This is a genomic window from Phytohabitans sp. LJ34 (genome assembly GCF_052068095.1).
GTDB lineage: Bacteria > Actinomycetota > Actinomycetes > Mycobacteriales > Micromonosporaceae > Phytohabitans.
In genome coordinates, this window is sequence record NZ_JBQHDG010000020.1 from 142,870 (window position 1) to 167,150 (window position 24,281).

At 72.0% G+C, this 24,281-nt stretch carries 27 protein-coding genes, 1 tRNA gene and 1 pseudogene; 17 read left to right on the forward strand and 12 right to left on the reverse strand.

Features of this window, described 5'->3' with window-relative positions; translation table 11 throughout:
* Nucleotides 1–22: 22 nt before the first annotated feature.
* Entirely contained in the window at nt 23–517 is a 495-nt protein-coding gene (locus tag ACTMTJ_RS32050) for a DUF2017 domain-containing protein (protein ID WP_441222384.1), read from the forward strand.
* Here ACTMTJ_RS32050 and ACTMTJ_RS32055 read toward each other — a convergent pair.
* Entirely contained in the window at nt 507–1,364 is an 858-nt protein-coding gene (locus tag ACTMTJ_RS32055; protein WP_441222385.1) for an aldo/keto reductase, read from the reverse strand. The genes ACTMTJ_RS32050 and ACTMTJ_RS32055 overlap by 11 nt on opposite strands.
* Nucleotides 1,365–1,442: 78 nt before the next feature.
* On the opposite strand from ACTMTJ_RS32055, the gene ACTMTJ_RS32060 reads away from it, so the two are divergent.
* The 4 genes from ACTMTJ_RS32060 to ACTMTJ_RS32075 are packed head-to-tail and all read left to right on the forward strand — an operon-like array spanning nt 1,443 to nt 4,190.
* Complete coding sequence (locus ACTMTJ_RS32060; RefSeq protein ID WP_441222386.1) at nt 1,443–2,324, forward strand: LysR family transcriptional regulator; 882 nt, start codon at nt 1,443–1,445, stop codon at nt 2,322–2,324.
* 29 nt (nt 2,325–2,353) lie between these two features.
* Entirely contained in the window at nt 2,354–2,842 is a 489-nt protein-coding gene (locus tag ACTMTJ_RS32065; RefSeq protein WP_441222387.1) for a Mov34/MPN/PAD-1 family protein, read from the forward strand.
* 51 nt (nt 2,843–2,893) lie between these two features.
* Entirely contained in the window at nt 2,894–3,214 is a 321-nt protein-coding gene (locus ACTMTJ_RS32070) for a MoaD family protein (protein WP_441222388.1), read from the forward strand.
* Between the two features lie 10 nt (nt 3,215–3,224).
* Nucleotides 3,225–4,190 carry a PLP-dependent cysteine synthase family protein gene (locus tag ACTMTJ_RS32075; RefSeq protein ID WP_441222389.1) on the forward strand — a complete coding sequence of 322 codons (966 nt, stop codon included), beginning with the start codon at nt 3,225–3,227 and terminating at the stop codon, nt 4,188–4,190.
* Between the two features lie 196 nt (nt 4,191–4,386).
* Here ACTMTJ_RS32075 and ACTMTJ_RS32080 read toward each other — a convergent pair whose 3' ends face one another.
* Nucleotides 4,387–4,809 (reverse strand): hypothetical protein, encoded by a 423-nt coding sequence (locus tag ACTMTJ_RS32080; RefSeq protein WP_441222390.1) that lies wholly within the window; start codon nt 4,807–4,809, stop codon nt 4,387–4,389.
* Between the two features lie 266 nt (nt 4,810–5,075).
* Here ACTMTJ_RS32080 and ACTMTJ_RS32085 point away from each other — a divergent pair, with 266 nt between their 5' ends.
* The 6 genes from ACTMTJ_RS32085 (at nt 5,076) to rdgB (ending at nt 10,650) form a co-directional block, all read left to right on the forward strand.
* Nucleotides 5,076–5,822, forward strand: coding sequence for an MBL fold metallo-hydrolase (locus ACTMTJ_RS32085; protein ID WP_441222391.1), 747 nt, complete (start codon nt 5,076–5,078; stop codon nt 5,820–5,822).
* Nucleotides 5,823–5,896: 74 nt separating this feature from the next.
* The gene (locus tag ACTMTJ_RS32090; RefSeq protein WP_441222392.1) at nt 5,897–7,039 is read left to right on the forward strand and encodes a glycosyltransferase family 4 protein; all 1,143 of its coding nucleotides are present in this window, start codon (nt 5,897–5,899) and stop codon (nt 7,037–7,039) included.
* Entirely contained in the window at nt 7,036–8,169 is a 1,134-nt protein-coding gene (locus ACTMTJ_RS32095; RefSeq protein ID WP_441222393.1) for a glycosyltransferase, read from the forward strand. Before ACTMTJ_RS32090 ends, ACTMTJ_RS32095 begins: the two co-directional genes overlap by 4 nt.
* Nucleotides 8,163–9,038, forward strand: coding sequence for an SGNH/GDSL hydrolase family protein (locus tag ACTMTJ_RS32100; protein ID WP_441222394.1), 876 nt, complete (start codon nt 8,163–8,165; stop codon nt 9,036–9,038). The genes ACTMTJ_RS32095 and ACTMTJ_RS32100 overlap by 7 nt, the downstream gene beginning before the upstream one ends.
* 269 nt (nt 9,039–9,307) lie before the next feature.
* Nucleotides 9,308–10,030 (forward strand): ribonuclease PH, encoded by a 723-nt coding sequence (gene rph / locus ACTMTJ_RS32105; RefSeq protein WP_441222395.1) that lies wholly within the window; start codon nt 9,308–9,310, stop codon nt 10,028–10,030.
* Complete coding sequence (gene rdgB, locus ACTMTJ_RS32110) at nt 10,030–10,650, forward strand: RdgB/HAM1 family non-canonical purine NTP pyrophosphatase (protein WP_441222396.1); 621 nt, start codon at nt 10,030–10,032, stop codon at nt 10,648–10,650. The genes rph and rdgB overlap by 1 nt, the downstream gene beginning before the upstream one ends.
* Here rdgB and ACTMTJ_RS32115 read toward each other — a convergent pair.
* From ACTMTJ_RS32115 to ACTMTJ_RS32145, 7 genes are read right to left on the reverse strand one after another with little or no spacing between them, the layout of a single operon-like run.
* Nucleotides 10,577–11,086, reverse strand: a complete 510-nt coding sequence (locus ACTMTJ_RS32115) for a GtrA family protein (protein WP_441222397.1) — start codon at nt 11,084–11,086, stop codon at nt 10,577–10,579. The genes rdgB and ACTMTJ_RS32115 overlap by 74 nt on opposite strands.
* 16 nt (nt 11,087–11,102) lie before the next feature.
* Nucleotides 11,103–12,638: a histidine ammonia-lyase gene (gene hutH / locus ACTMTJ_RS32120; RefSeq protein ID WP_441222398.1), complete on the reverse strand. Its 1,536-nt coding sequence runs from the start codon at nt 12,636–12,638 to the stop codon at nt 11,103–11,105.
* A complete protein-coding gene (gene hutI / locus ACTMTJ_RS32125; protein ID WP_441222399.1) occupies nt 12,635–13,804 on the reverse strand; it encodes an imidazolonepropionase in 1,170 nt (389 codons plus the stop codon). The genes hutH and hutI overlap by 4 nt, the downstream gene beginning before the upstream one ends.
* Entirely contained in the window at nt 13,801–15,102 is a 1,302-nt protein-coding gene (locus tag ACTMTJ_RS32130) for a formimidoylglutamate deiminase (protein ID WP_441222400.1), read from the reverse strand. The genes hutI and ACTMTJ_RS32130 overlap by 4 nt, the downstream gene beginning before the upstream one ends.
* On the reverse strand, nt 15,099–16,247 hold the full coding sequence (locus tag ACTMTJ_RS32135) for an allantoate amidohydrolase (RefSeq protein ID WP_441222401.1): 1,149 nt from the start codon (nt 16,245–16,247) through the stop codon (nt 15,099–15,101). Before ACTMTJ_RS32135 ends, ACTMTJ_RS32130 begins: the two co-directional genes overlap by 4 nt.
* A complete protein-coding gene (gene hutU / locus ACTMTJ_RS32140) occupies nt 16,244–17,890 on the reverse strand; it encodes a urocanate hydratase (protein WP_441222402.1) in 1,647 nt (548 codons plus the stop codon). Before hutU ends, ACTMTJ_RS32135 begins: the two co-directional genes overlap by 4 nt.
* 18 nt (nt 17,891–17,908) lie before the next feature.
* Nucleotides 17,909–18,745, reverse strand: a complete 837-nt coding sequence (locus ACTMTJ_RS32145) for a MurR/RpiR family transcriptional regulator (protein ID WP_441222403.1) — start codon at nt 18,743–18,745, stop codon at nt 17,909–17,911.
* 101 nt (nt 18,746–18,846) lie between these two features.
* Here ACTMTJ_RS32145 and ACTMTJ_RS32150 point away from each other — a divergent pair, with 101 nt between their 5' ends.
* Nucleotides 18,847–19,725 carry an expansin EXLX1 family cellulose-binding protein gene (locus tag ACTMTJ_RS32150; protein ID WP_441222404.1) on the forward strand — a complete coding sequence of 293 codons (879 nt, stop codon included), beginning with the start codon at nt 18,847–18,849 and terminating at the stop codon, nt 19,723–19,725.
* On the opposite strand, the gene ACTMTJ_RS32155 is transcribed toward ACTMTJ_RS32150, so the two are convergent.
* Nucleotides 19,722–20,240 carry an N-acetyltransferase family protein gene (locus ACTMTJ_RS32155; RefSeq protein WP_441222405.1) on the reverse strand — a complete coding sequence of 173 codons (519 nt, stop codon included), beginning with the start codon at nt 20,238–20,240 and terminating at the stop codon, nt 19,722–19,724. The two genes, ACTMTJ_RS32150 and ACTMTJ_RS32155, sit on opposite strands and share 4 nt — an antisense overlap.
* Before the next feature lie 350 nt (nt 20,241–20,590).
* On the opposite strand from ACTMTJ_RS32155, the pseudogene ACTMTJ_RS32160 reads away from it, so the two are divergent.
* Nucleotides 20,591–21,010, forward strand: a pseudogene (locus ACTMTJ_RS32160) (AMIN-like domain-containing (lipo)protein); the annotation flags it as partial.
* A gap of 42 nt (nt 21,011–21,052) precedes the next feature.
* Here the strand turns inward: ACTMTJ_RS32160 and ACTMTJ_RS32165 are convergent.
* Nucleotides 21,053–21,136 (reverse strand) — tRNA-Leu (locus tag ACTMTJ_RS32165).
* 17 nt (nt 21,137–21,153) lie between these two features.
* Nucleotides 21,154–21,630, reverse strand: a complete 477-nt coding sequence (bcp, locus tag ACTMTJ_RS32170) for a thioredoxin-dependent thiol peroxidase (RefSeq protein ID WP_441222406.1) — start codon at nt 21,628–21,630, stop codon at nt 21,154–21,156.
* A gap of 76 nt (nt 21,631–21,706) precedes the next feature.
* Between bcp and ACTMTJ_RS32175 the strand changes: the two genes are divergently transcribed.
* From ACTMTJ_RS32175 to ACTMTJ_RS32190, 4 genes are read left to right on the forward strand one after another with little or no spacing between them, the layout of a single operon-like run.
* Nucleotides 21,707–22,417 carry an energy-coupling factor ABC transporter permease gene (locus ACTMTJ_RS32175; protein WP_441222407.1) on the forward strand — a complete coding sequence of 237 codons (711 nt, stop codon included), beginning with the start codon at nt 21,707–21,709 and terminating at the stop codon, nt 22,415–22,417.
* Nucleotides 22,414–22,764 (forward strand): PDGLE domain-containing protein, encoded by a 351-nt coding sequence (locus ACTMTJ_RS32180; protein ID WP_441222408.1) that lies wholly within the window; start codon nt 22,414–22,416, stop codon nt 22,762–22,764. Before ACTMTJ_RS32175 ends, ACTMTJ_RS32180 begins: the two co-directional genes overlap by 4 nt.
* Nucleotides 22,761–23,516: a cobalt ECF transporter T component CbiQ gene (gene cbiQ / locus ACTMTJ_RS32185; RefSeq protein WP_441222409.1), complete on the forward strand. Its 756-nt coding sequence runs from the start codon at nt 22,761–22,763 to the stop codon at nt 23,514–23,516. Before ACTMTJ_RS32180 ends, cbiQ begins: the two co-directional genes overlap by 4 nt.
* On the forward strand, nt 23,513–24,277 hold the full coding sequence (locus ACTMTJ_RS32190; RefSeq protein ID WP_441222410.1) for an energy-coupling factor ABC transporter ATP-binding protein: 765 nt from the start codon (nt 23,513–23,515) through the stop codon (nt 24,275–24,277). The genes cbiQ and ACTMTJ_RS32190 overlap by 4 nt, the downstream gene beginning before the upstream one ends.
* Nucleotides 24,278–24,281 lie beyond the last annotated feature (4 nt).

The window sequence follows — 24,281 nt, forward strand, 5'->3', positions numbered from 1 at the left end:
AGGGGCTTCCATTCTCGTGAGTATGTTCCGCCGGTATGGAGAGCACTGCGTCGCCTCGTTCGCCGCGGACGAGGTGCGGGTGCTGCGCAAGGTGGCCTCGGAGGTGGTCGGCCTGCTGAGCGAGGGCTTCGACCACGAGGACCCGGTGGTCGAGCGGCTCTTCCCGGACATCTATCCCGAAGATCCGCACAATTCGGCCGAGTTCCGGCGCTACACCGAGGGTGACCTCAAGACCAGCAAGATCGACCAGGCCGGCGCGATCCTGGCCGTGCTCCCCTCCGACGGCGGCGGCGAGGTGCGCCTCGACTGGGACACCGCCGAAGCCTGGCTCCGCGCGCTCAACGACGCCCGGCTCGCGATGGGCGTGCGGCTGGAGATCAAGGCCGAGACCGACCTGGGCGAAGAGCTGGACGAGGCCGTCCTCCGCGACCCGACCTCGTCCCGCGTCTTCCAGCTCTCGGTGTACGCCTACCTCGGCTACCTCCAGGAATCCCTGCTCAACGCCCTCACCGACTGAGGAGCGTCAGCTCCTCGGGGGTGAGCTCGAGGTCGACGGCGGCCACCGAGTCCTGGATGCTCGCCGGGCGGCTGGCGCCGGGGATCGGGATGACGACCGGCGACTTCGCCAGCATCCAGGCGAGGCACACGCGCTGCGGGCTGACCCCGTGCGCGGCGGCCACCTCCGCGAACGGCGCGAACCGGCTGCCCAGGTCGCCGGCCTGGGCGATGCCGCCCAGCGGTGACCAGGGCAGGAATGCGATGCCCAGCTCGTCGCAGAGTTCCAACTCCGGCTCCGAGAAGCGGTACGCGGGGGAGAACTGGTTTTGCACCGAGACCAGCCGGCCGCCGAGGATCTCCTGGGAGAGCCGGATCTGCTGCGGGTTGGCGTTCGAGATGCCGGCCATGCGGATCTTGCCGGCGTCGAGCAGGTCGCGGATGGCGCCGACCGAGTCCTCGTAGGGCGTGCGCGGATCCGGACGGTGGAACTGGTACAGGCCTATCGCCTCGACGCCCAGCCGCTTGAGCGACGCCTCGCAGGCTTCCTTGAGGTACTCCGGCGAGCCGTCGAGCGTCCAGCTGCCGTCGCCCGGCCGCAGGTGGCCGCCCTTGGTGGCGACCACCACGCCTGACGTGTCGCCGCCGTAGCTGGCCAGCGCGCGGGCGATCAGCGTCTCGTTGTGGCCGACGTCGTTGGCGTACAGGTGGTAGGCGTCCGCGGTGTCGATCAGGTTGACGCCGGCGTCCAGCGCGGCGTGGATCGTGCGGACGGAACGCTCCTCGTCGGGCCGGCCCTCGATGGACATCGGCATGCCGCCGAGCCCGATCGCGCTTACCTCGACATCTCCGATGCGGCGAAACTCCATGGCAACCACCCTGGACCCGCTCGCGCCCCCGATCCAACAGAAGAAACTGCTGAGATTGAGCGCATAGACTGCTGAATCGTGGAGTTGAGGCACCTGGAGTACTTCGTCGCCGTCGCCGAGGAGCAGCACTTCACCCGGGCGGCGGAGCGGATGCGGGTGGCCCAGTCCGGGCTCTCCGCGTCGATCCGCTCGCTGGAGCGGGAGCTTGGCGCGCCGCTGTTCGTCCGGTCGACGCGGCGGGTCGAGCTGACCGAGGCGGGCCGGGCGCTGCTGGCCGAGGCGCGGCGCACGCTCGCCAGTGCCGACGCGGCCCGCCAGGCGGTCGCCGCGGTCAAGGGGCTGCTGCGGGGCACGCTCGCGGTCGGCGCCGAGCAGTGCCTGGGCGTCGTCGACGTGGCGCGGCTGCTGGCCGACTTCCGCGACCGGCACCCCAACGTCGAGATCATGCTGCGCCAGGGCGCCTCCGCCGACCTCTGCGCCGAGCTGCGGTCCGGCCGCCTCGACATGGCTTTCGTCGCCACCGACGCCAAGCCGCCCGAGCAGCTCGACCTGATCCCGCTCGCGGCAGAGCCGATGATGGTGGTCTGCCACCCGGCGCACCGCTTCGCCGACAGCGCGGCGGTCGACTGGGATGAGCTGGAGAAAGAGATCTTCGTCGACTTCCATCGCGGCTTCGGCGCCCGCGAGCTGACCGAGGAGGAGTGCGCCGACCGGCGGCTGTCCCGGCGCGTGGCGGTGGAGGTCAACGACGTGCACAGCCTGCTCGACTTCGTCGGCGCCGGGCTGGGCGTGGCGGTCGTGCCCCGCCCGATCGCCCGCAAGCGCCCCACGCAGGTGCGCGCGGTGCCGCTGACCGGCGCCTCGGCGTACACGTGGCGGGTCTCGGTGGCACTGCCCGGCGGCCGCCCGGCCAGCCCGCCCGCGTCGGCGCTGTTGCGCCAAGCACAGCTCACCGGGTGACCAGCGGGCTACAAGGTAAGCTGTACGCCGTGCTGACCATCGACCGGGCGATCGTCGACGCGATCTTCGCCCACGCCCGCCGGGATCACCCGGATGAGGCGTGCGGCGTCGTCGCCGGCCCGGTGGGCAGCGACAAGCCGGTCCGGCACATCCCGATGCAAAACGCGGCGCGCTCGATGACGTTCTACGAGTTCGACTCGATGGAGTATCTGCGGGTGTGGCGGGAGATGGACGACCGTGACGAGGAGGCGGTGGTGATCTACCACTCGCACACCGCCACGGAGGCCTACCCGTCCCGCAGCGACGCCTCCATCGCAGGCTGGCCCGAGGCGCACTACCTGCTGGTCTCCACGCGCGATCCGGCCGTCGAAGAGATCCGGTCGTTCCGCATCGTGGACGGCGCCGTAACCGAGGAGCCGGTCCGGATCGTTGATGCGACCGTGGATCCGCACGCCGTCCAGACCTACATGTTCGGGCAGAGCCCGGCGACGGTCGACTACGAGTGTTCCGGCCGCTGAGCACTCGCGCCGTTAAAGCCGTTGTCGATCTTTCTCCGAGGAGTTTCTGTCATGGCCATCGAGGTTCGCATCCCCACCATCCTGCGCAATTACACCGGCGGCGCGAAGGTCGTCGAGGGCAGTGGAGACACGCTCAGCGATCTCCTGTCCGACCTTGACGCGCGCCACTCCGGCCTGCGTGGCCGGCTCGTCACCGAAGAGGGCAGCCTGCACAGGTTCGTCAATGTGTACGTCAACGACGAGGACGTCCGTTTCCTCGGCGCGCTCGACACCAAGCTCTCCGACGGCGACACCGTGACGATCCTGCCGGCCGTGGCCGGCGGCGCGTTCGGGTTCGCGGCCGCCGCCGCGATCCTCGGCAACCGCCTCTAGGCGGCGCGCCATGGCGCGATACGACAGCCTGCTCGACGCTTGCGGGGGCACGCCGCTGGTCGGCCTGCCCCGGCTGTCGCCGGTGGTGCCCGAAGGGGCGCCACCGGTGCGCCTCTGGGCCAAGCTCGAAGATCGCAACCCGACCGGCTCGGTCAAGGACCGGGCGGCGCTCTTCATGGTGCGCGCCGCCGAAGAGTCCGGCCGCCTCCGGCCGGGCGACACGATCCTTGAGCCGACCAGCGGCAACACCGGCATCTCGCTGGCCATGGTGGCCAAGTTGCGCGGCTACCGGCTGGTCTGCGTGATGCCGGAAAACGTCTCCACCGAGCGGGTCCAGCTGCTCCGCATGTACGGCGCCGAGATCATCTTCTCGCCCGCGGCGGGCGGTTCCAACCAGGCGGTGGCGACGGCCAAGCAGATCTCCGCCGAGCACCCCGACTGGGTGATGCTCTTCCAGTACGGCAACGAGGCCAACGCCCGCGCCCACTACGAGACCACCGGCCCGGAGCTGCTGCGTGACCTGCCGTCCGTCACCCACTTCGTCGCCGGGCTGGGCACCACCGGCACGCTGATGGGCACCGGTCGATACCTGCGGGAGAAGGTCGAAGGCATCGAGATCGTGGCCGCCGAGCCGCGATACGGCGAGCTCGTCTACGGGCTGCGCAACATCGACGAAGGGTACGTACCGGAGCTTTACGACGCCACGGTGCTGACCCGCCGCTTCTCGGTCGGCACCCGTGACGCCGTGCTGCGCACCCGCCAGCTCGTCGAGGTGGAGGGCCTGTTCGTCGGCTTCTCGACCGGCGCGGTGCTGCACGCCGCGCTGGCCGTGGCACACGAGGCGGTCAAGGCCGGTCGCCGGGCCGACGTGGCGTTCGTCGTCGCCGACGCGGGGTGGAAGTACCTGTCCACCGGTGCGTACGGCGGCACCCTCGCCGACGCCGAGGAAGCCCTCGAAGGCCAGCTCTGGGCCTAGGCCGGGGCTTCCCGGCCGCATGACTGGAACACCAGTGCTGTTATCCGGCTGCTTTTACAGCACTGGTGTTCCAGTCGTGGAAGGCGGTCGGGCGGCGGCGTGGGTTCGTGGGTCCGTCCACAGTGCCGCCGCGCCGCGGGCTTGCACCGCAAGGTCGGCAATGGAGACCGGGCGAATCCTGGGGCACCACGCGGGGCTAGACCGCGCGTACCGTAAGCACGATCGAGGCGATCAACGGGATCGTGGCGAGGGCCAGCATCACCCACGGGAGGCGGCGGCGCTGGATGGACATAAACGCGCCCACCGTCAGCCCGATGCCGATCAGGCCCACGGCGATAAACGACGGTTCGTACCAGGTCGCTGGATTGCCCCGCCACAGCAGCAGCACCGCCCGGGTCGCCACAAGCAGGCCCACCAGGCCCAAGCCGGTCGCCCAGGCGCACATGCCGACGAGCTTGGTGGTCGGCGGCGCGGGGTCGTTGGAGCCGGGCAGGCGGAAGACGCGGGCCACGCCGGACGGCGCCGAGCTGGGCTCCGGCTGGGCTTCGCGCTGGATGCGCAGGCCGAGGCCCTCGACAAAGGAACGTTCGGAACTCGACTCGTCAGCCTGGGTCGACACGTGGTTTACCGTCCTGTCGCGGGTGTGGGGCGGGGCTCACCCTGTGCAACGGACCCGTCTCACTCCGCGTAACGGTGATGGTGGAGAGCCACAGGAAACCCACGATTCTCACGGGCGATGTCACCTTGGCGACATGTTGTATCAGTTCTTTCTGTCGCGCCCTGGTCACGGCGTAGGCTGCGCACCGTGACAGACTCGACGGTAAGGATCTTCGGGCCAACCGCCGAGGGCCTTTCCATAGCCGAGCGTGAAACCGGAGCCGCGGGATGCGACTGACGGTGCTGGGCTGCGCCGGCAGTTTTCCGGGCCCCGAGTCCGCCTGTTCGGCGTACCTCGTCGAAGAGGACGACTTCCGGCTGCTGATCGACTTCGGTTCGGGCTCGCTCACCGCGCTCCAGCGGTACGCCGGACTGCACGCCGTCGACGCGATCCTGCTCACCCACCTGCACTGCGACCACATGCTCGACGCCTGCACGTACGTGGTGGTCCGCCGCTACGACCCGTCCGGCCCGCTGCCGCCCATCCCCGTGTACGCGCCGGCCGGCGCACCGGACCGGATCGCGGCCGCGTACAGCCAGGACGAAGGGCCGGTCGACGACGTGTACACGTTCTACGGCCTCCAGCCCGGCACGTTTCCGATCGGGCCGTTCACGGTCACCGTCGACCGGGTCAACCACCCCGTCGAGACGTACGGCGTGCGCCTCGAGTCGAAGGGGCGGGTGCTCACGTACTCGTCCGACACGGCACCCTGCGAGGCCCTCCTGCGGCTCGCGCTCGGCGCCGACCTGTTCCTGTGCGAAGCGAGCTATCTCGATGGCATGGACAACCCGCCAGACCTGCACCTGACCGGGCGCGAGGCCGCCGAGGTGGCCACCAAGGCCGGCGTTGGCCAGCTATTACTGACGCATCTCGTTTCCGCGTGGGGCAGCGAGGCGGACACGCTCGACGCCGCCTCGGCGGCGTTCACCGGGCCACTGGAGATCGTCAGGCCTGGATCTCGATACGAGATCTGAAGTTTGCACCACTGTTCGCCGATGCGTCAGGTGGGTGTAGCCTCCCGCACCGGCGCAAACCCCACGGTGAGCGCATGCGTATCGCGATCATCGCGGAGTCGTTCCCCCCGGACGTCAACGGCGTCGCGCACTCCGTCGTCCGCATCGCTGAGCACTTGGTCAGGCGCGGCCACGCACCCCTGGTCATCGCTCCGGCCCCGTCATCGTCGACTCGGGGCCTGACTGGCGCGCACCCGTTTCCGGTGGTCCGCGTGCCGAGCATGCCACTGCCGCGCTATCGCAGCCTGCGGCTCGGCCTGCCCGGACCGAAGCTCACCGACGCGCTCGTCGCCCACGCCCCCGACATGGTCCACCTCGCCTGCCCGTTCCTGCTCGGCGCGCGCGGTGTCGCGCTCGCGCAGCAGCGGCGGATGCCCTGCCTCGCCGTGTACCAGACCGACGTGGCCGCCTACGCGCGCACCTACGTCGGGTGGGGCGAGCAGGCCGTATGGAAGTGGATGCGCACGATCCACAACGGCGCCGACCGTACGCTCGCACCCTCCACCCGCTCCGCCGCCGACCTCGTCGCGCACGGCATCCAGCGGGTGTGGCTGTGGCAGCGGGGCGTCGACGTCGTGCGGTTCGACCCGGCCAAGCGCCACGAGCTGGTTCGCAAGGCACTGGCGCCGAACGGCGAGGTTCTCGTCGGGTACGTCGGCCGGCTCGCCCCGGAAAAGCGGGTCGACCTGCTCGCCCGCACCTCCGAGCTGCCCGGCGTACGGGTGGTGATCGTCGGCGACGGGCCGGCCCGGCGCGACCTGGAGAAGGCGCTGCCGAAGGCGGTCTTCCTCGGCACCCGGCACGGCGCGCAGCTGGCCCGGCTCTTCGCGAGCTTCGACGTCTTCGCGCACACGGGGCCGCACGAGACATTCGGCCAGACGATCCAGGAGGCGCTCGCCAGCGGGCTGCCGGTGGTCGCCCCGTCCGCCGGCGGGCCGCTCGACCTGGTGACGCCCGGGGTCAACGGCACGCTGGTGCCACCCGAGGACGGCGAGGCGCTCGCGGACGCGGTCGCCGAGCTGGTGACCGACGGTGAGCTGCGCCGCCAGTACGGCATCAACGCCCGCGCGGGCGTCGAGGGCCGCACCTGGAGCGCGGTCGGGGACGAGCTGATCGCTCACTACGAGTCGATCCTGGCCAGCCCCGGCGTCACCCGCCACGTCCGAGTCGCAGCATGAGGATCGTCAGGCTGGCGAACTTCGTCATGCCCCGGTCCGGCGGCCTCCGCACCGCCCTTCGCTGCCTGGGCGAGGGCTACCTCGCGGCGGGCCACGAGCCGGTGATGATCGTGCCCGGCCCGGAGATGTCCGACGAGATGACGCCGCACGGCCGCGTGATCACGCTGCCCGGGCCGGAGGTGCCCGGCAGTGGCGGCTACCGCCTGCTGATCACCGGCCGGCGGCGGCTGACCAAGCTGCTCGACCGGCTGGAGCCGGACCACATCGAGGTGTCGGACCGTTCGACGCTGCGGTGGACCGGGCGGTGGGCCCGCGACCGTGGCGTGCCGTCGATGATGGTGTCGCACGAGAGCCTCGCCGGCCTGCTCACCGTGTGGGGCGTTCCGGAGTCGATCCGGGTGGGCTTCGCCGACCTGGCCAACAAGCGCACCGCGCGGGCGTACGACCGGATCGTCTGCACCACCGCGTGGGCGGCCGCGGAGTTTCGCCGGCTGGGTGTGGAAAACCTGGTCGAGGTGCCGCTCGGCGTCGACCTGGAGACGTTTCACCCGAGCCGGCGCGACCACGACGTGCGTGCCCGGTACGCGGCCGACGACGAGGTGCTGCTCGTGCATTGCAGCCGCCTCTCCGGCGAGAAGCACCCGGAGATCGCCGTCGACACGGTGGCCGCGCTGCGCGCCGCGGGCGTACCGGCGGTGCTCGTCGTGGTGGGTGACGGGCCGCGGCGCGAGGCGCTCGAGCAGCGGGCCGCCGGGCTGCCGGTGCGCTTCCTCGGCTTCGTGGCCGACCGCAACGACGTGGCCAACCTGCTCGCCTGCGCCGACGTGGTGGTGGCCCCTGGGCCGGTGGAGACGTTCGGCCTGGCCGCGCTCGAGTCGCTGGCGTGCGGCAGCCCGGTCGTCGTGAACGCCGCGAGCGCGCTGCCCGAGGTCGTCGGCCCGGCGGGCGTCGCCGCCGCCGGCACCGGCGCCGACTTCGCGGAGGCGGTGCTCCGGCTGCTCGACCGCCCGGAGAACCAGCGGCGGGCGGCGGCGCGGGCGCGGGCCGAGCAGTTCTCCTGGCCCGCCGCGGTGGAGGGCTTCCTGCGGGCACATGGCGCGCCGGTTTCCACGGGGAGTTCCGTGTGTTGACCTTCGTCGCCCTCGGCGACTCCACGACGGCGGGCTTCGGCGACCCGATGCCCGACGGCAGCTGGCGCGGCTGGGCCGCCCTGCTCGCGGACGGGCTGGCGCCACCCGGGCAGGTCGCGTTTCACAACCTGGCCGTGAGTGGCGCCCTCTCCGCCGACGTCGCGCGCGACCAGCTGCCGGTCGCGCTGGACCACAAGCCGGACGTCGCGGCCGTGCTGGTGGGCGTCAACGACACGCTGCGGCGCGGCTTCGACGTATCCGCGATCGGGAACACGATGGACCACACGATCGGGTCGCTGCACCGGTCCGGCGCGCTCGTGCTGAGCGCCTGCTTTCCCGACCCGGGCCGGCTCTTCGGGCTGCCGGCGCCACTGGCCCGCCCGATCTCCCGCCGGATCGCCGCGGTCAACGCGGTCACCCACGCCGTCGCGGCCCGCGTGCCCGGCGTGCACCTGGACCTCAACCTGCTGCCCGAGGCGTACGAGCCTCGCATGTGGAGCGTCGACCGCCTGCACCCCGGCGAGCGCGGCCACCGGCTGCTGGCCGGCTCGTTCTACGACCTGCTCGTCGCCCGGGGCGGCCCGGTACACCGCCGCCCCGACCCCGAGCCCGGCAACCCGCCGCCGAGCCGGGGCGCCCGCGTGTGGTGGATGGCGACACAGGGCAGTGCCTGGCTCTACCGCCGCTCGCGCGACCTCGTCCCGTCACTGGCCCGCATGGCGATCGCCGAGTGGTGGTACGACCTGCGCGGCCTCGCCCACGACCTGGACGAGACGGTCCAGAAGGAAACCAGCCGAGCGCTCGACATGTTCGTCGACACCCCACCAGGCCTGACCACCATCCAGAAACCAATTCCAAATAGACAGTGAGCTACCGCGATGTCCGTCGTGGTACCGACCGCTGCTCCCGCGGCCTCACCCGTCCGCTGTTGGTCATGCGGTGGGTCTTGCCTCGCGGAGGTGGCAAGCGGAGGCCGGGGATTTCGGCGAGCGCCAGCTCGCCGCCGGCCTGCGCGGTCTCCGGCGGGAGCGGCGGTCCGCCGCTGACGCGGCCCGGGAAATCCGCCTGACGAAACGTCGCTCTGACCGCGGCATGGGGTGGAGGAGGAGTGGTCGTCTTCGGGACATAGGGTGTGGCCATGGGACGACCGGACGGGCGCGCGCCCGACGAACTGCGGCCGGTGACGCTGACCCGCCAGTGGAGCATCCATCCCGAGGGATCGGTGCTCGTGGAGTTCGGCGCGACGCGGGTGCTCTGCACGGCGAGTGTGACCGAGGGTGTGCCGCGCTGGCGCAAGGGCTCGGGCCTCGGCTGGGTCACGTCGGAGTATTCGATGCTGCCGCGCGCCACCACCACCCGCTCCGACCGGGAGAGCATCAAGGGGCGGGTCGGCGGGCGTACCCATGAGATCTCCCGCCTGATCGGGCGCAGCCTGCGGGCCTGCATCGACCTCAAGGCGCTGGGGGAAAACTCGATCGTGCTCGACTGCGACGTGCTCCAGGCCGACGGCGGCACGCGCACGGCGGCGATCACCGGTGCCTACGTGGCCTTGCACGACGCGGTGAGCTGGATGGCCAAGCGCGGGCTGTTGGCCGGTAAGCCGGCCGACGCGGTGCACCGGTCGGTCGCCGCCGTCAGCGTTGGCGTGTTCGACGGTCAGGCCCGCCTCGACCTGTGCTACGAGGAAGACGTGGCGGCCGAGGTCGACATGAATATCGTGTGCACCGGTGCGGGCGACTTCGTCGAGGTGCAGGGCACCGGCGAGTCCGGGGTGTTCGACCGGGCACAGCTCGACGCGCTGCTCGACCTGGGTGTGGCCGGCTGCCGCCAGCTCGCGGCGATCCAGCAGGCGGCGCTCTGATGACCAAGCTGCTGCTCGCCACGCGCAACGTGAAGAAGCTCCAGGAGCTACAGCGGATCCTCGACAAGGCGCTCGGTCCACACGCGATCGAGCTGGTCGGGCTGGGCGACGTGCCGGAGTACCCGGAGGCGCCCGAGACCGGCCTCACCTTCGGCGAAAACGCGCTGCTGAAGGCCCGCGAGGGGGTCAAGTACACCGGCCTGCCCACGGTAGCGGACGACTCCGGGCTCGCGGTCGACGCGCTTTCCGGCATGCCCGGGGTGTTCAGCGCGCGGTGGTCCGGCCGGCACGGCGACGACAAGGCCAACCTCGACCTCGTGCTCGCCCAGATCGGCGATGTGCCGGACGAGCACCGCGGTGCGGCGTTCGTGTGCGCGGCGGCGCTGGTGCTGCCCGGTGGCAAGGAGCACCTTGTCGAGGGCCGGCAGGCGGGCCGCCTGATCCGCACCCCGCGGGGCGACGGCGGTTTCGGCTACGACCCGATCTTCCTGGGTGACGGGCAGGACCGGACGAACGCGGAGCTCAGCGCCGAGGAGAAGGATCTGATCAGCCACCGCGGTAAGGCATTTCGGGCACTGGCGAAGGTCGTCGCGAAGACTCTCGCCGAGGCGCCTCGATAGCCACCGTGGGGAGCGCCGCGGGGCGCTTGTGGCGGCGGAAGGTCCACCACCGGTAGAGCACGTAGTTGAACACAAGGTTGGTGCCGCCGGCGATCACGCGGGCGACGATGAGCGGCACGCCGATGGCCTGTAGCGCGAGCACGGCGGTGAGGGTCAGCACGTAGTCGCCGAGGACCTGCGGCAGAAAGCGGGCCAGCTGCGGCCCGACCGCACGCCTGTGCGCGTGGAAGGCGAAGTGCCGGTTGAGCGCGAAGTTGAGCGCGTACGTGGCCCAGAAGGCGAGCGTGACCGACACCACATTGGGCAGTGGCGTGAACCGGTGCAGGAGCGCGAGCAGCGTCAGGTCGAAGGCGAAGCCGATAGCCGCGAGTAGCAGGAACCGCGGCAACGAGTGACGCGCGATGGCGGTGACGCGTCCGCGCCAGCGAGGACCCACGGACGGCAACCCTAGCTCAAGCCAGGGGGCCGATCGCTTCCTCGACCGTGCGGAGCATCGCCCGGCCGCGTACCGTCGCGCGGGCCCGCTCGAGCACCGGGGCGAGGAACATGTCCGGTCCCGGGTCGCCGGCGAACTCGCGTACCGTCGCGATCGCGATCTCACCGGCCGGCGACGGGCGGAGCGGCTGGCGCAGCTGGAGGCCGCGTACCGCGGAGAGCAGCTCCACCGCCAGCAGGCTGGTCAGGTTGTCGAGCACCCGGCGCAGCTTGACCGTGGCCGCCCAGCCCATCGAGACGTGGTCCTCCTGCATGCCGGACGTCGGCAGCGAGTCGACCGAGGCGGGCGAGGCGAGCCGGCGGTTTTCCGCGACGATGCCGGCGGCCGTGTACTGGGCGATCATCAGGCCGGAGTTGACGCCCGGGTCCGGCGAGAGGAACGCGGGCAGGTCGCGCGAGCGGCACACGTCGAGCAGCCGGTCGACCCGCCGCTCCGAGATAGCGCCCACCTCGGCCGCGGCGATGGCCATGAAGTCGGCCGCGAACCCGAGCGGCGCGCCGTGGAAGTTTCCGGTCGACTCGACCCGGCCGTCCGGGAGTACCACCGGGTTGTCGACCACGCTGGCCAGCTCGCGCCCGGCCACCTGCGCCGCGAACGCGAGGGTGTCGCGGGCCGCGCCGGCCACCTGGGGAGCGCACCGCATCGAGTACGCGTCCTGCACCGCGTGCACCATGTCGTTGCGATGCGAGTCCATGATCCCCGAGGCCTGGAGCAGGCGGTGGATGTTGGCCGCGGAGACCGCCTGGCCGGGGTGCGGGCGGATCGCGTGCAGCTCAGGCTGAAACGGACGGTCGGTGCCGAGCATGGCCTCGATCGCGAGCGCGGCCGTCACGTCGGCCATCGTGAAGAGGTGCCCGGCGTCGTCGATCGCCAGCAGCAGCATGCCGAGCATGCCGTCGGAGCCGTTGACGAGGGCCAGCCCCTCCTTCGCGGCGAGCGTGATCGGCCGCAGCCCGGCCCGGTGCAGCGCCTCGCCGCCGTCCACCCGGGCACCCGACTTGTCCAGCACCCACCCTTCGCCCAGCAGCACCAGCGCGCAGTGGGCGAGCGGGGCCAGGTCGCCGGAGGCGCCGAGCGAGCCGTGCTCCGGCACCCAGGGTGTGACGTCGTGGTTGAGCAGGTCGACGAGTGCCTGCGCGATCAGCGGGCGCACGCCGGAGCGGCCCAGCGCGAGTGAACGCACGCGCAGCAGCATCATCGCCCGCACCACCTCGCGGGGCATCGGGTCGCCGACGCCGGCCGCGTGCGAGCGGATCAGCGCGTGCTGGAGCTCGGCCCGGCGCTCGGGCGCTACGAACGTGTTGGCGAGCGCGCCGAACCCGGTCGAGACGCCGTAGACCGGGCGCCCCTCGCGCTCGATGCCGTCGACGATGGCGCGGCTACGCTCCATCGCGTCGACTGTGGACAGTGCGAGGCGCACCGGCGCCTGCGCGCGGGCGACCGCGGCGACGTCGGCGGCGGTGACGCCGGTGGGCTGGACGGTGACGGTCATCGCGAGAGCACTCCATTGTGCACGGTGTGGCGGACGAGAGGCACGCCCGGCCGGTAGGCCAGGTGCAGGTGGGACGGCGCGTCGAGGACGACGAGGTCGGCCCGGGCGCCGGGTCGCAGGACACCGATGTCCGTGCGGCGCAACGCCCGCGCGCCACCCGCGGTGGCGGCCCAGACCGCCTCCGCCGGGGTCATGCCCATCTCGCGAACGGCCAGCGCGATGCAGAAGGGCATGGAGGTGGTGTACGAGGAGCCTGGGTTGCAGTCGGTGGCGAGCGCTACCGTCGCCCGCGCGTCGAGGAGGCGCCGCGCGTCCGGGTAGGCCGAGCGGGTGGAGAACTCGGCGCCCGGCAGCAGCGTCGCCACCGTCGAGGAGCCGGCGAGAGCGTCCACATCGGACTTCTCCAGGTGGGTGCAGTGGTCGGCGCTGGCCGCGCCGAGCTCCACCGCCAGCCGTACGCCGGGGCCGGGGCCGAGCTGGTTGGCGTGCACCCGTACCCCCAGGCCGGCGGCCTGCCCGACGGTCAGGATCGCCCGGGAGTGGTCGGCGTCGAAGGCGCCCCGCTCGCAGAAGACGTCGATCCACCGGGCGTGTGGCGCGGCCGCGCGGAGCATCGGCCCGCACACGAGACCGACGTAGTCGTCCGGCCGGTCGGTGTACTCGGCCGGCACCACGTGCGCGCCGAGAAACGTCGTCTCCTCCGTGAACTCGCGGGCGATCCGCAGCGAGCGGACCTCGTCGGCGACGCTCAGCCCATACCCACTCTTGATCTCGATCGTGGTGGTGCCCTGCCGCAGCGCCTCGCGGCGCAGGCGGTCGACGGTTTCGCGGAGGTCGTCGTCGCTGGCCGCGCGGGTGGCGGCGACTGTGGTGCGGATGCCGCCGCCGGTGTACGCCTCGCCGGCCATGCGGGCGGCGAACTCGGGCGCCCGGTCGCCGGCGAAGACGAGGTGGGCGTGGCTGTCGACGAAGCCCGGCAGCACCGCCGCGCCCTCGGCGTCGAGTCGGCGGTCGGCCGGCTGGGCGTACGCCGCGCGGCCGAGCCAGGCGATCGTGCCCTCCTCGACCAGCACCGCGGCGCGCTGGATGATGCCGAGCGGCCCACGCCCGAGCGCCGGGTCGTTGGTGACCAGCTCGCCGATGTTGTCGATGAGGAGATTGCTCATGTGATGGCGTCCTTGAGAGCGCGTGGCACGTCCAGGTGTGCGTGCTGTCCATCCTGGACGACCGTGCGACCGTCCACGATGACGTGTGCCACGTCGGCGGCGGTGGCGGCGAAGATGGCGCCGTGCGGGCCGGTGCCGGCGGTGCGCGCGGTGTCCAGCCGCACCGTGACGAGGTCGGCCCGCCGGCCCACCGCGATCGTGCCGGCGTCGCCCCAGCCGAGCGCGGCGTGACCGGCGGCGGTGGCGGCGTGCACGAGCTCGGTGGCGGAGAAGTGGCCGCGCCGCTCGGTGCGCAGCCGCTCGTCCATCTCCACGGCGCGGGCCTCCTCGAAGATGTCGATGACCGCGTGGCTGTCGCTGCCGAGGCAGAGCGGGCTGCCCGCGTCGGCGAGCGCGCGGGCCGGGCCGATGCCGTCGGCGAGGTCGCGTTCGGTGGTGGGGCAGAGGCACACGGCGGTGTCGGTGTCGCCGAGCTCGGTGCGGTCGGAGTCGCTGAGGTGGGTGGCGTGTACGGCCGCCGTGCGCGGGCCGAGCGCGCCCGCGTCGGCCAGCAGCTCGGTGGGCGTGCGGCGGTGGTGGGCGAGGCAGGCCGCGTTTTCCGCGCGTTGCTCGGAGAGGTGGACGTGCAGTGGCGCGCCGCGGTTGTCCGCCCACTCGACCACCACGGGGATCTGCTCGGCCGGCACCGCGCGTACGGAGTGGACGGCGGCGCCGACCCGGGCGTGGCCGGGTGGCGTGAACGCGGACACCCGCTCCGCCCACCGCACCGCGTCACCGTCTCCGAAGCGTCTCTGCACACCGGCCAGCGGCTTGCCATCCACAGTGGACGTGAGGTAGCAGGCGTCGAGCAGCGTGATCCGGATGCCCGCCTCGGCGGCCGCCTCGACCAGCGCGGCCGACATCTCGTTGGGGTCGGCGTACCGGGTGCCGTCGCTGTCGTGGTGCAGGTAGTGGAACTCACCGACGCAGGTGACGCCGGCGAGCGCCATCTCGGCGAATACGGCGCGGGCGAGCGCGCGGTAGCTGTCCGGGGTGAGGAGGGCGGCGATCGCGTACATCGTGTCGCGCCAGCTCCAGAACGTGCCACGGGCCTGCGTACGCCCGCGCAACGCGCGGTGGAAGGCGTGCGAGTGCGCGTTGGCGAGGCCGGGCAGGGTGAGCCCGGCCAGCCGGGTGGCGCCCGCTGGTGGGGAGACGCCCGGGGTGACGGCGGTGAAACGGCCGCCGTCCACCTCGACGAGGACGTTGGCGGCGGGCCCGTCGGCCAGCCACGCGCACTCGGCGTGATAGACGGTCATACCAGCTCGTCCAGGACCCTGGCGAGCGCGTCGACCCCGGCCTCGCAGTCGGCGTCGGTGGCGTGCTCGGCGGGGGAGTGCGAGACACCGGTGGGGTTGCGGACGAAGAGCATGGCGGTCGGCACGTACGCGGAGAGCACACCGGCGTCGTGGCCCGCACCGGTGGGGAGCACCGGCGCGTCGAGCACCTGCGCGAGGCGCGTCACCAGCCCGCCGTCGAATGCCACCTCGGGACTGACCGACTCTTCGGTCAGCGTCACCGCCGTGCCGTCGCGGGTGGCCCGCTCGACGGCCCGCTTGTGGATTGCCTCGACCATCTTCTCCAACGCCGGCGCCTCCGCGGCCCGCACGTCGAGCCAGCCACGGACCAGGGAGGGCACGGCGTTGGTGGCGTTGGGCTCGACGGACACCCGACCCATCGTCGCGTGGGCGCCGCGCAGCCGGGCCTCCTTGTTGGCGGCCAGCACCGTGTACGCGTAGGTGAGCATGGGGTCGTGCCGGTCGGCCATGCGGGTGGTGCCGGCGTGGTTGCCCTCGCCGGCGAAGTCGAGCCGCCACCGGCCGTGCGGCCAGATCGCGCTGCCGACACCGACGGGGTGGTCGAGGGCACGCCCTTGCTCGATGTGCAGCTCGACGAAGCAGCCGACCCGGCTTGGCAGATCGGTGCGGCCGGCGGGCTTTCCCCCCAGCGCCTCGGCGAGCGTCACGCCTGAGCGATCGGTCAGCGCGGCGGCCCGGTCGGGGTCGAACAACCCGGCCAGCAGCCGCGAACCGAGGCATGGCACGCCGAAGCGGGCGCCCTCCTCCTCGGCGAAGGCGGCGACGCCGATCCTCCTCCCGGGCCTCAGCCGGTCGAGGGCCAGAAACGCGCTCACTATCCCCAGTGGACCGTCGTACGCTCCGCCGTGCGGGACCGAGTCGAAGTGGCTGCCGGTCAGGATCGCCGGGCCCGCGCCGTCGCGCCAGGCCACGAGGTTGCCGTTGCCGTCCTCCTCCACCGGCATGTCGCGCGCGTCGGCCTGGGCCCGAAACCAGTCGCGGCAGGCCAGCTCGGCCGGCTCCCACGCGTAGCGCAGGTAGCCGCCGCTGCCCGGGTCGCGGCCGATGGGTGCGAGCTGGTCCCACAGCTCCCGGAAGCTCGTCACGACTCGCCCATCGGCACGCGGACGCCCTTTTCCGCGGCCACGTCCGCGGCCAGCTCGTAGCCGGCGTCGACGTGGCGGATGACGCCCATGCCGGGGTCGTTGGTGAGCACCCGCTCGATCTTCTGCCCGGCGAGGGCGGTGCCGTCCGCGACGCAGACCTGGCCGGCGTGGATCGACCGCCCGATGCCCACGCCGCCGCCGTGGTGGATGGAAACCCACGAGGCGCCCGAGGCGGTGTTGACGAGCGCGTTGAGCAACGGCCAGTCGGCGATCGCGTCGGAGCCGTCGGCCATGCTCTCGGTCTCCCGGTAGGGCGAGGCGACCGAACCGCAGTCGAGGTGGTCGCGCCCGATCACGATCGGCGCCTTGAGCGTGCCGTCGGCCACCATCTCGTTGAAGCGGACACCGGCGCGATCCCGCTCGCCGTACCCCAGCCAGCAGATCCGGGCCGGCAGCCCCTGGAAGGCCACCCGCTCGCCGGCCAGCCTGATCCACCGCGCCAGCGACTCGTTTTCCGGGAAGAGCTCCAGCACCGCGCGGTCGGTGGCGGCGATGTCGGCCGGGTCGCCGGAAAGGGCCGCCCAGCGGAACGGGCCCTTGCCCTCGCAGAACAGCGGCCGGATGTATGCCGGGACGAACCCGGGGAACGCGAACGCCCGCGGGTAGCCACCCAGCTGGGCCTCGCCGCGGATGGAGTTGCCGTAGTCGAAGACCTCGGCGCCGGCGTCGAGGAAGCCGACCATCGCCTCCACGTGCGTGGCCATCGAGGCGCGGGCGCGGTCGGTGAACTCCTCGGGTTTGCGCGCCGCGTAGTCCGGCGCGTCGCCGAGGTCGACGTCGACCGGCAGGTAGCTGAGCGGGTCGTGCGCGCTGGTCTGGTCGGTGACGATGTCGACCTCGACGCCCCGGCGGAGCAGTTCGGGCAGCACGGTGGCGGCGTTGCCGACCACGCCGACGGAGAGGGCCCGGCGCTCCCGTTTGGCTTGTGTCGCCTGCGCCACCGCCTCGTCCAAAGTGGACGCCACGGTGTCCAGATAGCGGGTCTCCACGCGGCGCGCGAGCCGTGCGGGGTCGACGTCGACGATCAGGCAGGCACCGCCGTTCATCGTCACGGCGAGGGGCTGGGCGCCGCCCATCCCGCCGCAGCCACCGGTCAGCGTGAGCGTGCCGGCCAGTGTGCCACCGAAGCGTTTGGCCGCGACCGCCGCGAAGGTCTCGTACGTGCCCTGGAGGATGCCCTGCGTGCCGATGTAGATCCAGGAGCCGGCGGTCATCTGCCCGTACATGGTGAGGCCGAGCCGCTCCAGCCGCCGAAACTCCGGCCAGGTGGCCCAGTCGCCGACGAGGTTGGAGTTGGCGATCAGCACGCGAGGCGCCCACTCGTGCGTGCGGAAGACGCCCACCGGCCGCCCCGACTGCACGAGCATCGTCTCGTCACCGGCGAGCGTGCCGAGCGTGCGCACCAGCGCGTGGTACGACGGCCAGTCGCGGGCCGCCTTGCCGGTGCCGCCGTAGACGACGAGGTCGTCGGGGCGCTCGGCCACGTCGGGGTCGAGGTTGTTCATCAGCATCCGCATCGCGGCCTCCTGCGGCCAGCCCGGTGCGGTGCGCTCGGTGCCCCGCGGGGCCTTGATGGTCGGCATGATCCCCCTCGGCTCGCGTCAGCTTGTGAAGACCTGGCGGCGGACGACGGACTGCTCGAACTCCTCCAGCCGGCGCTGCGCGTCGTCCGGCGCGGCGTCGCAGATCGCCTGGAGCACCACCATGGAAAGCGCCATCGGCGCGGTGTGCAGGTCGAAGACGAGCTGGGTGCCGACCGCGGCGGTGAGCGTGACGTCGGCGCACTCGGCCGCCGGGCTCATCGGCGAGTCGGTGATGACCACGGTGGACAGCCCGGCGGCGCGCGCGTCGCGCAGCGCGTCGAGCGACTCGCGCGGGTAGCGGGGGAGCACCACCGCCAGCAGCGCCGTGGCACCGGCGGCGCGAGCCTGCTCGAGCCGGTCGGCGAGGAGGCTGCCGCCCGCGTCGAGCACCCGCACGTCGGGCAGGACCTTGGCGGCGAAGTACGCGAAGTAGGCGGCCAGCGGCGCGGCGGCACGGAGGCCGAGCACCGGTAGCGGGCGGCTCGCCGCGAGGAGCGTGCCCGCGGCGGTGAGCGTCGCGCGGTCGGCGAGCTGGTCGGCCAGGCGGTCGAGGTGGCGCACCTCGCCCCGCACGGCCTGCTGCATCTCGTTGGCCGCCGGGTGCGGGCCGGCCACCGGGCCGTTGCCGGTGAGCTCGCGGAGCCGGCGGCGGAGCGCGGGGAAGCCGTCGTAGCCGAGCGCCATCGCGAACCGGGTCACCGACGGCTGGCTCACCCGGGCCAGCTCGGCGACCTCCGCCGCGGAGAGGAACGCGGCCGCGGACGCGTGCTGCACAAGGCTGTGCGCGATGCGCCGCTGCGTCGGAGTGAGGCGGACGCCCTGGAAGAGCCCGACCACCCCGCCGGTTTCATTCACGACCTGACTCTATGCATGAACTCATTCACCCGCAACGGGCTTGGCTTAGGTCTCGCTTAGAGACATTGCCTTGTGGCGGTGCGGTCCGTCAGCATTCGGCGGTGCTCGTTGGTCGCCGCTGGCTGTTCATCGGTGCCGCAGCCCTGCTCGCCGCCGTGATCGGCGCCGTGCTGGCGCTGCGCTCCGGCCCCTCGCCCGCGTGTGCCGCGCCGCCCACCGGCAGCACGGTCCACCGCGGCAAGGCCACCTTCTACGACTCCAAGGGTGAGGGCGGCAACTGCTCGTTCGTGAGTGCCCCGGCCGACCGCCTCTACGTCGCGCTCGGCCCCTCCGAGTACTCCGCGGGCGCCGCCTGCGGCGGTTACCTGGACGTCACCGGTCCCAAGGGCAAGGTGCGCGTGCTGATCATGGACCAGTGCCCCGAGTGTGAGCCCGGCCACATCGACCTGAGCAAGGAGGCGTTCGCGAAGATCGCCAACCCGGTCGACGGCATCGTGTCGATCTCGTACAAGGCCGCCGCCAACCCGACCGTGCCCGGTCCCCTCAGCTTCCGGATCAAGGAGGGCGCGTCCCGGTACTGGTTTGCCGTGCTGGTCGTCAACCACGGCAACCCGCTGCGCTCGGTCGAGGTCAAGTCCGGCTCGACGTTCCGGGCGACCCAGCGCGCCGAGTACAACTACTGGATCTACGAGAGCGGGCTCGGCCCCGGCCCGTACACCATCCGGGTCACCGACGTGTACGGGCAGCGGGCCACCGCCACGGGTATCAGGATGGCGCCTGAGCAGGTGCAGAAGGCCAGCGTCCGGCTGTACGGCGCGGGTGCCGCCCCCAAGTCCACGCCTTCGCCCACGGCCTCGAAGTCGCCCGCCGCGAAGCCGAAGCCGAAGGCGAGCCCGTCGCCGTCGAGCGTCCCGCCGTCACTGGCGCCGGCCGCCGCCATCGACCAGCAGCTCGGGTCGGCGGCCGCGGCTGGCTGCTAGCGCAGCGGGAGCCACATCAGGGTCTCGTCGCGGTCGTCGCCCGGACCGACCCGCAGGGCACCGGGCAGGCGGCCGACCTCCTTGTATCCGAGGCCGGTGTAGAACCGCTCCAGGCCGAGCCCACCGCGCACCGTGACGTGCAGCGCCTCGCGGCCCAGCTGCCGGGCCACCCGCTCGGCCTCCCGCATGAGCGCGACCCCGTATCCCCGCCCCTGGCAGTCGGGGTGGACCATCACCCGCTTGAGCGTGCACCAGTGGTCCTTGAGCGCGAAGCGGTTGTCCACGAAGATCAGCATCGCCACGAGCCGCTCGCCCTCGTAGCCGGCGAGCAGCCGGTCCGGCCCCTCCTCGACGCCCGCGAAGGCGGCACCCGCCATGGCCAGCACCTCGTCGCGGGTGACCGGCTCGACGAACCCGACCGCGCCGCCCGCGTTGGTGACCTCCGTCCACAGCGAGACGATCTCGTCGCGCAGGCCGGGCGTCAGGGCGGGGTCGAGCTCGAACCGGATAGCCATACCCCCATCCTGCCGGGCCACCGAGAGTAGTCGCGGACCCGACAGGGGCAGCGTGTCAACCGGATGGAGGGCTGGTTCGTCGTGCATGTATGTCGAACACCGCCGGGCGCGTGCTCCGCGCCACCACCACCGCGATCGCACTCACCGCCGCCCTGGCGGCCTGCCAGAACACGGCGACGGAGGAACCGTCGGCCGGGGTCCAGACGACGACGACCGAAGAGAGCGCGCCGCCGCCCACCACCGGAGCGCCGCTGGCGCCGAAGACCCAGCGGCCGGCCGATCCACCGAGATCGGCCGGACCGGATCCCTGTGACGGGATACACCGCAGCAGCGGGTACGGGCCGACCCAGATGGGCCCGCACACCACCGACGAGCTGTACCTCGTCCGCGTCGAGCGCCGACCCTGCACCGATCTCGTGGTCTTCCGGGTCAACGGCACGGCCGGCTTCGGTGCCCACGCCGAGTACGTCAAGGCCGCCCGCGAGGCCCGCTCGGGTGACCCGATCGAGGTGCGCGGCGGTGCGTTCGTGGAGATCGTGGTCTTCGCACCGGACTTCGCCCGCGCGGGCAGCGGTCACCAGCCCGGCCGCGCACCGTGGAAGGTGGGGCAGGAGGTCGCCGGCGTGCCGAGCGGCTGGTCAGCGCTGCGCGAGGTGGCCTTCGCGGGCGTCAACGACGGCAGCGAGACGGTCTTCGCGATCGGCGTGCGGGAGCGCCTCCCATTCACGCTGACGTGGCGGGCGGGCGACGGCTACAGCGAGGTGAGCCTGGAGATCGCCCACCGCAAGCCGGACAAGAGGCAAAACTGCGCGTGCGGGAGAGGGGACTCGAACCCCTACGTCCTTTCGGACACCAGGACCTAAACCTGACGCGGCTGCCAATTACGCCACTCCCGCAACCGCAAGGAGTGTACTCAGTCGAGACCCAGATCCTTGCGCAGCTTGGCGACGTGACCGGTGGCCTTGACGTTGTACATCGCTCGCTGGATCCGGCCCTCCTCGTCGAGCACGAACGTCGAGCGGATCACGCCGGTCACCGTCTTGCCGTAAAGCTGCTTCTCCCCGTACGCGCCGTACGCCGTCAGCACGGATTTGTCCTGGTCGGAGACGAGCGGAAAGGTGAGCGCGTCGCGCTCGCGAAACTGCGCCAGCTTGGCTGGCTTGTCCGGCGAGATGCCCACGACCTCGTAACCCGCGGCCTGGAGCGACGCCAGCGAGTCGCGGAAGTCACAGGCCTGCTTGGTGCAGCCGGGCGTCATCGCCGCCGGGTACGCGTAGAGCACGACCTTGCGACCGCGCAGCTCTTTGAGGGAGAGCGTCTCGCCGGTGTCGGTGGGAAGCGAGAAGTCCGGCGCCGTGTCGCCGGGCGTAAGGCGAGGTGTCTCGGTCATGACCCGAACCCTACCGGAACATGGCTTATTGCCAGCTCTTGGCAAGAAAGCATGAGCAGAAATAAGCTCCCTGGTTATGGATGCTTTAGCGCTCCACATCTCGAACGGGGTGCTCAACGGCCCCGTATCGGCCATATACGGAGTGATCGCCCTTGTGGCGCTCGCATACTGCATCTCGCGCAGCCGGGGTGACCTCGACGACCGGCTCGCGCCGATGGCCGGGCTCGTCGCGGCGTTCATCTTCGCCGTGCAGATGCTCAACTTCCCGGTGCTGCCGGGCGTCAGCGGGCATCTCCTCGGCGGCGCGATGGCCGCGCTGCTGGTCGGGCCGTGGGTGGGCGCGCTGTGCGTGTCGGTCGTGCTGATCGTGCAGGCACTTGTCTTCGCCGACGGCGGCGTCACCGCCCTCGGCGCCAACGTCACCAACATGGCGCTGGTCGGCACCGCCGTCGCGTACCTGTTGGTCGCCCTGCTGCTGCGCGTCCTGCCGCGCACGCCGACCGGGCTGGGGATCACCGCGTTCGTCGCGTCGGTGGTGGCGGTCGTCGCGGCGTCGCAGAGCTTCGTGCTCCAGTACGCGCTTGGCGGCACCACCGACCTCGAGCACTACAGCCTCGGCGCGATCGCCGCGGTCATGGCCGGCACGCATCTCCTGATCGGCATCGGTGAGGGCCTCATCGCGGCGGTCACCGTCGTGACCGTGGCCAAGACCAGGCCCGATCTCGTGTACGCCCTGCGCGGCCTCAAGCCGGTGCGGCCGGCGACCGCGGAGGGGGTAACGGCGTGAAGAAGACGACCTGGTTCATCCTCGGCGGCCTCCTCGTGGCGCTGCTGCTCGCCGGCGTGGTGAGCAACTTCGCCTCCGGCTCGCCGGACGGGCTCGACTCCGCATCCACCAAGGGCTGCACGCTCAACGAAAACGACGAGATCACCGGCGGCTCCTGCATGGCGCAGAACGCGAAGGACAGCGAGACGTCCGATAGCCCCTTCGCCGACTACGGGATCAAGGGCATCGGAAACTCGGCCCTCTCCACCGGGATCGCCGGTGTCACAGGAGTGCTGCTGACGTTCGCCATCGGGGGTGGGCTCTTCTGGCTGGCGCGGCGCCGGCAGCCAGCCGAGTCGCGCGAATGAAAGGGCTCTACCTCGAGCGGGACACCCCGCTGCACCGGCTCGCACCCGAAGTGAAGATCGCGGCGATGGTGTCCGCGACCGTCATCGTGGTGATCACCCCGCGCGAGGCGCTCTGGGCCTTCGCGGGGTATGCCGCGCTGGTCGCCGTCATCGCCGCGATCGGGCGGGTGCCGGCCGGCTGGCTCGCCAAGCGCTCGCTGGTGGAGCTGCCGTTCGTGCTGCTCGCACTCGCGCTGCCGTTCCTCGCGGCCGGTGAGAAGGTCACGTTTCTCGGGCTCGAGGTGTCCCGCGACGGCCTGTACGGCGGCTTCAACATCCTGGCCAAGGGCACGCTCGGTGTACTCCTGTCGCTGATCCTGGCGGCGACCACGACGACGCGTGACCTGATCGTCGGGCTCGACCGGCTGCGCTGCCCGCAGATCATCACCCAGATCGCCACGTTCATGCTCCGCTACCTCTCGGTGCTCGGCGGTGAGGCCCGGCGGATGCGCGTCGCGCGCATCTCGCGGGGTGACGACCCGCGCTTCCTGTGGCAGCTGCGCGGCTTCGCCTCCGGAGTGGGCGCGCTGTTCCTGCGCGCGTTCGAGCGGGGCGAGCGGGTCTACCTCGCGATGGTGGCCCGCGGGTACGAGGGGCGCATGCCCGCCGCCTGGCTCGCGGCCGGCGCCGCGACGCGCGACCAATGGCTGGCTGCCGCTACGGTGCCAGTGGTGGCGGCGGCGATCGGTGGCACGGCGGTGATTCTCGGATGACTGAACCACTCTCGTTGGACGTGCGTGGAGTGCAGTACACGTACCCCGACGGACACGTGGCCCTGCGCGGGGTCGACCTGTCCGTGCGGCGGGGCGAGCGGGTGGCGCTGCTCGGTCCCAACGGTGCCGGCAAGACCACGCTCGTCCTGCATCTCAACGGCATTCTCACTGGGGGTGGGGGATCGGTCGCGGTCGGCGGCCTGACCGTCGACCGCGACCGCGCCACGCTGGCGGAGATCCGGCGCCGGGTCGGCATCGTCTTCCAGGACCCCGACGACCAGCTCTTCCTGCCGACGGTCGGCGAAGACGTCGCGTTCGGCCCGGCCAACCTCGGGCTGCGCGGCGCCGAGCTCACCGCCCGGGTCGACGAGGCGCTGGCCGCGGTGGGGATGAGCGAGCACCGCGACCGGGCGCCGCACCACCTCTCGTTCGGGCAGCGGCGGCGGGTCGCCGTGGCCACCGTGCTCTCGATGCGGCCGGAGATCCTCGTGCTCGACGAGCCGTCGTCCAACCTGGACCCGGCGGCACGGCGCGAGCTGGCCGAGATCCTGCGGTCGCTGCCGGTGACGCTGCTGATGGTCACCCACGATCTGCCGTACGCGCTGGAGCTCTGCGACCGCTCGGTGATCCTCGACGAGGGCTCCATGGTGGCCGACTCGCCCACCCGCGAGCTGCTGGCCGACACGGATCTGCTGGCGCGACACCGGCTGGAGCTGCCTTACGGCTTCAGCGTGCCGGACGCGGTTGGTGGGCACAAATAGCGCC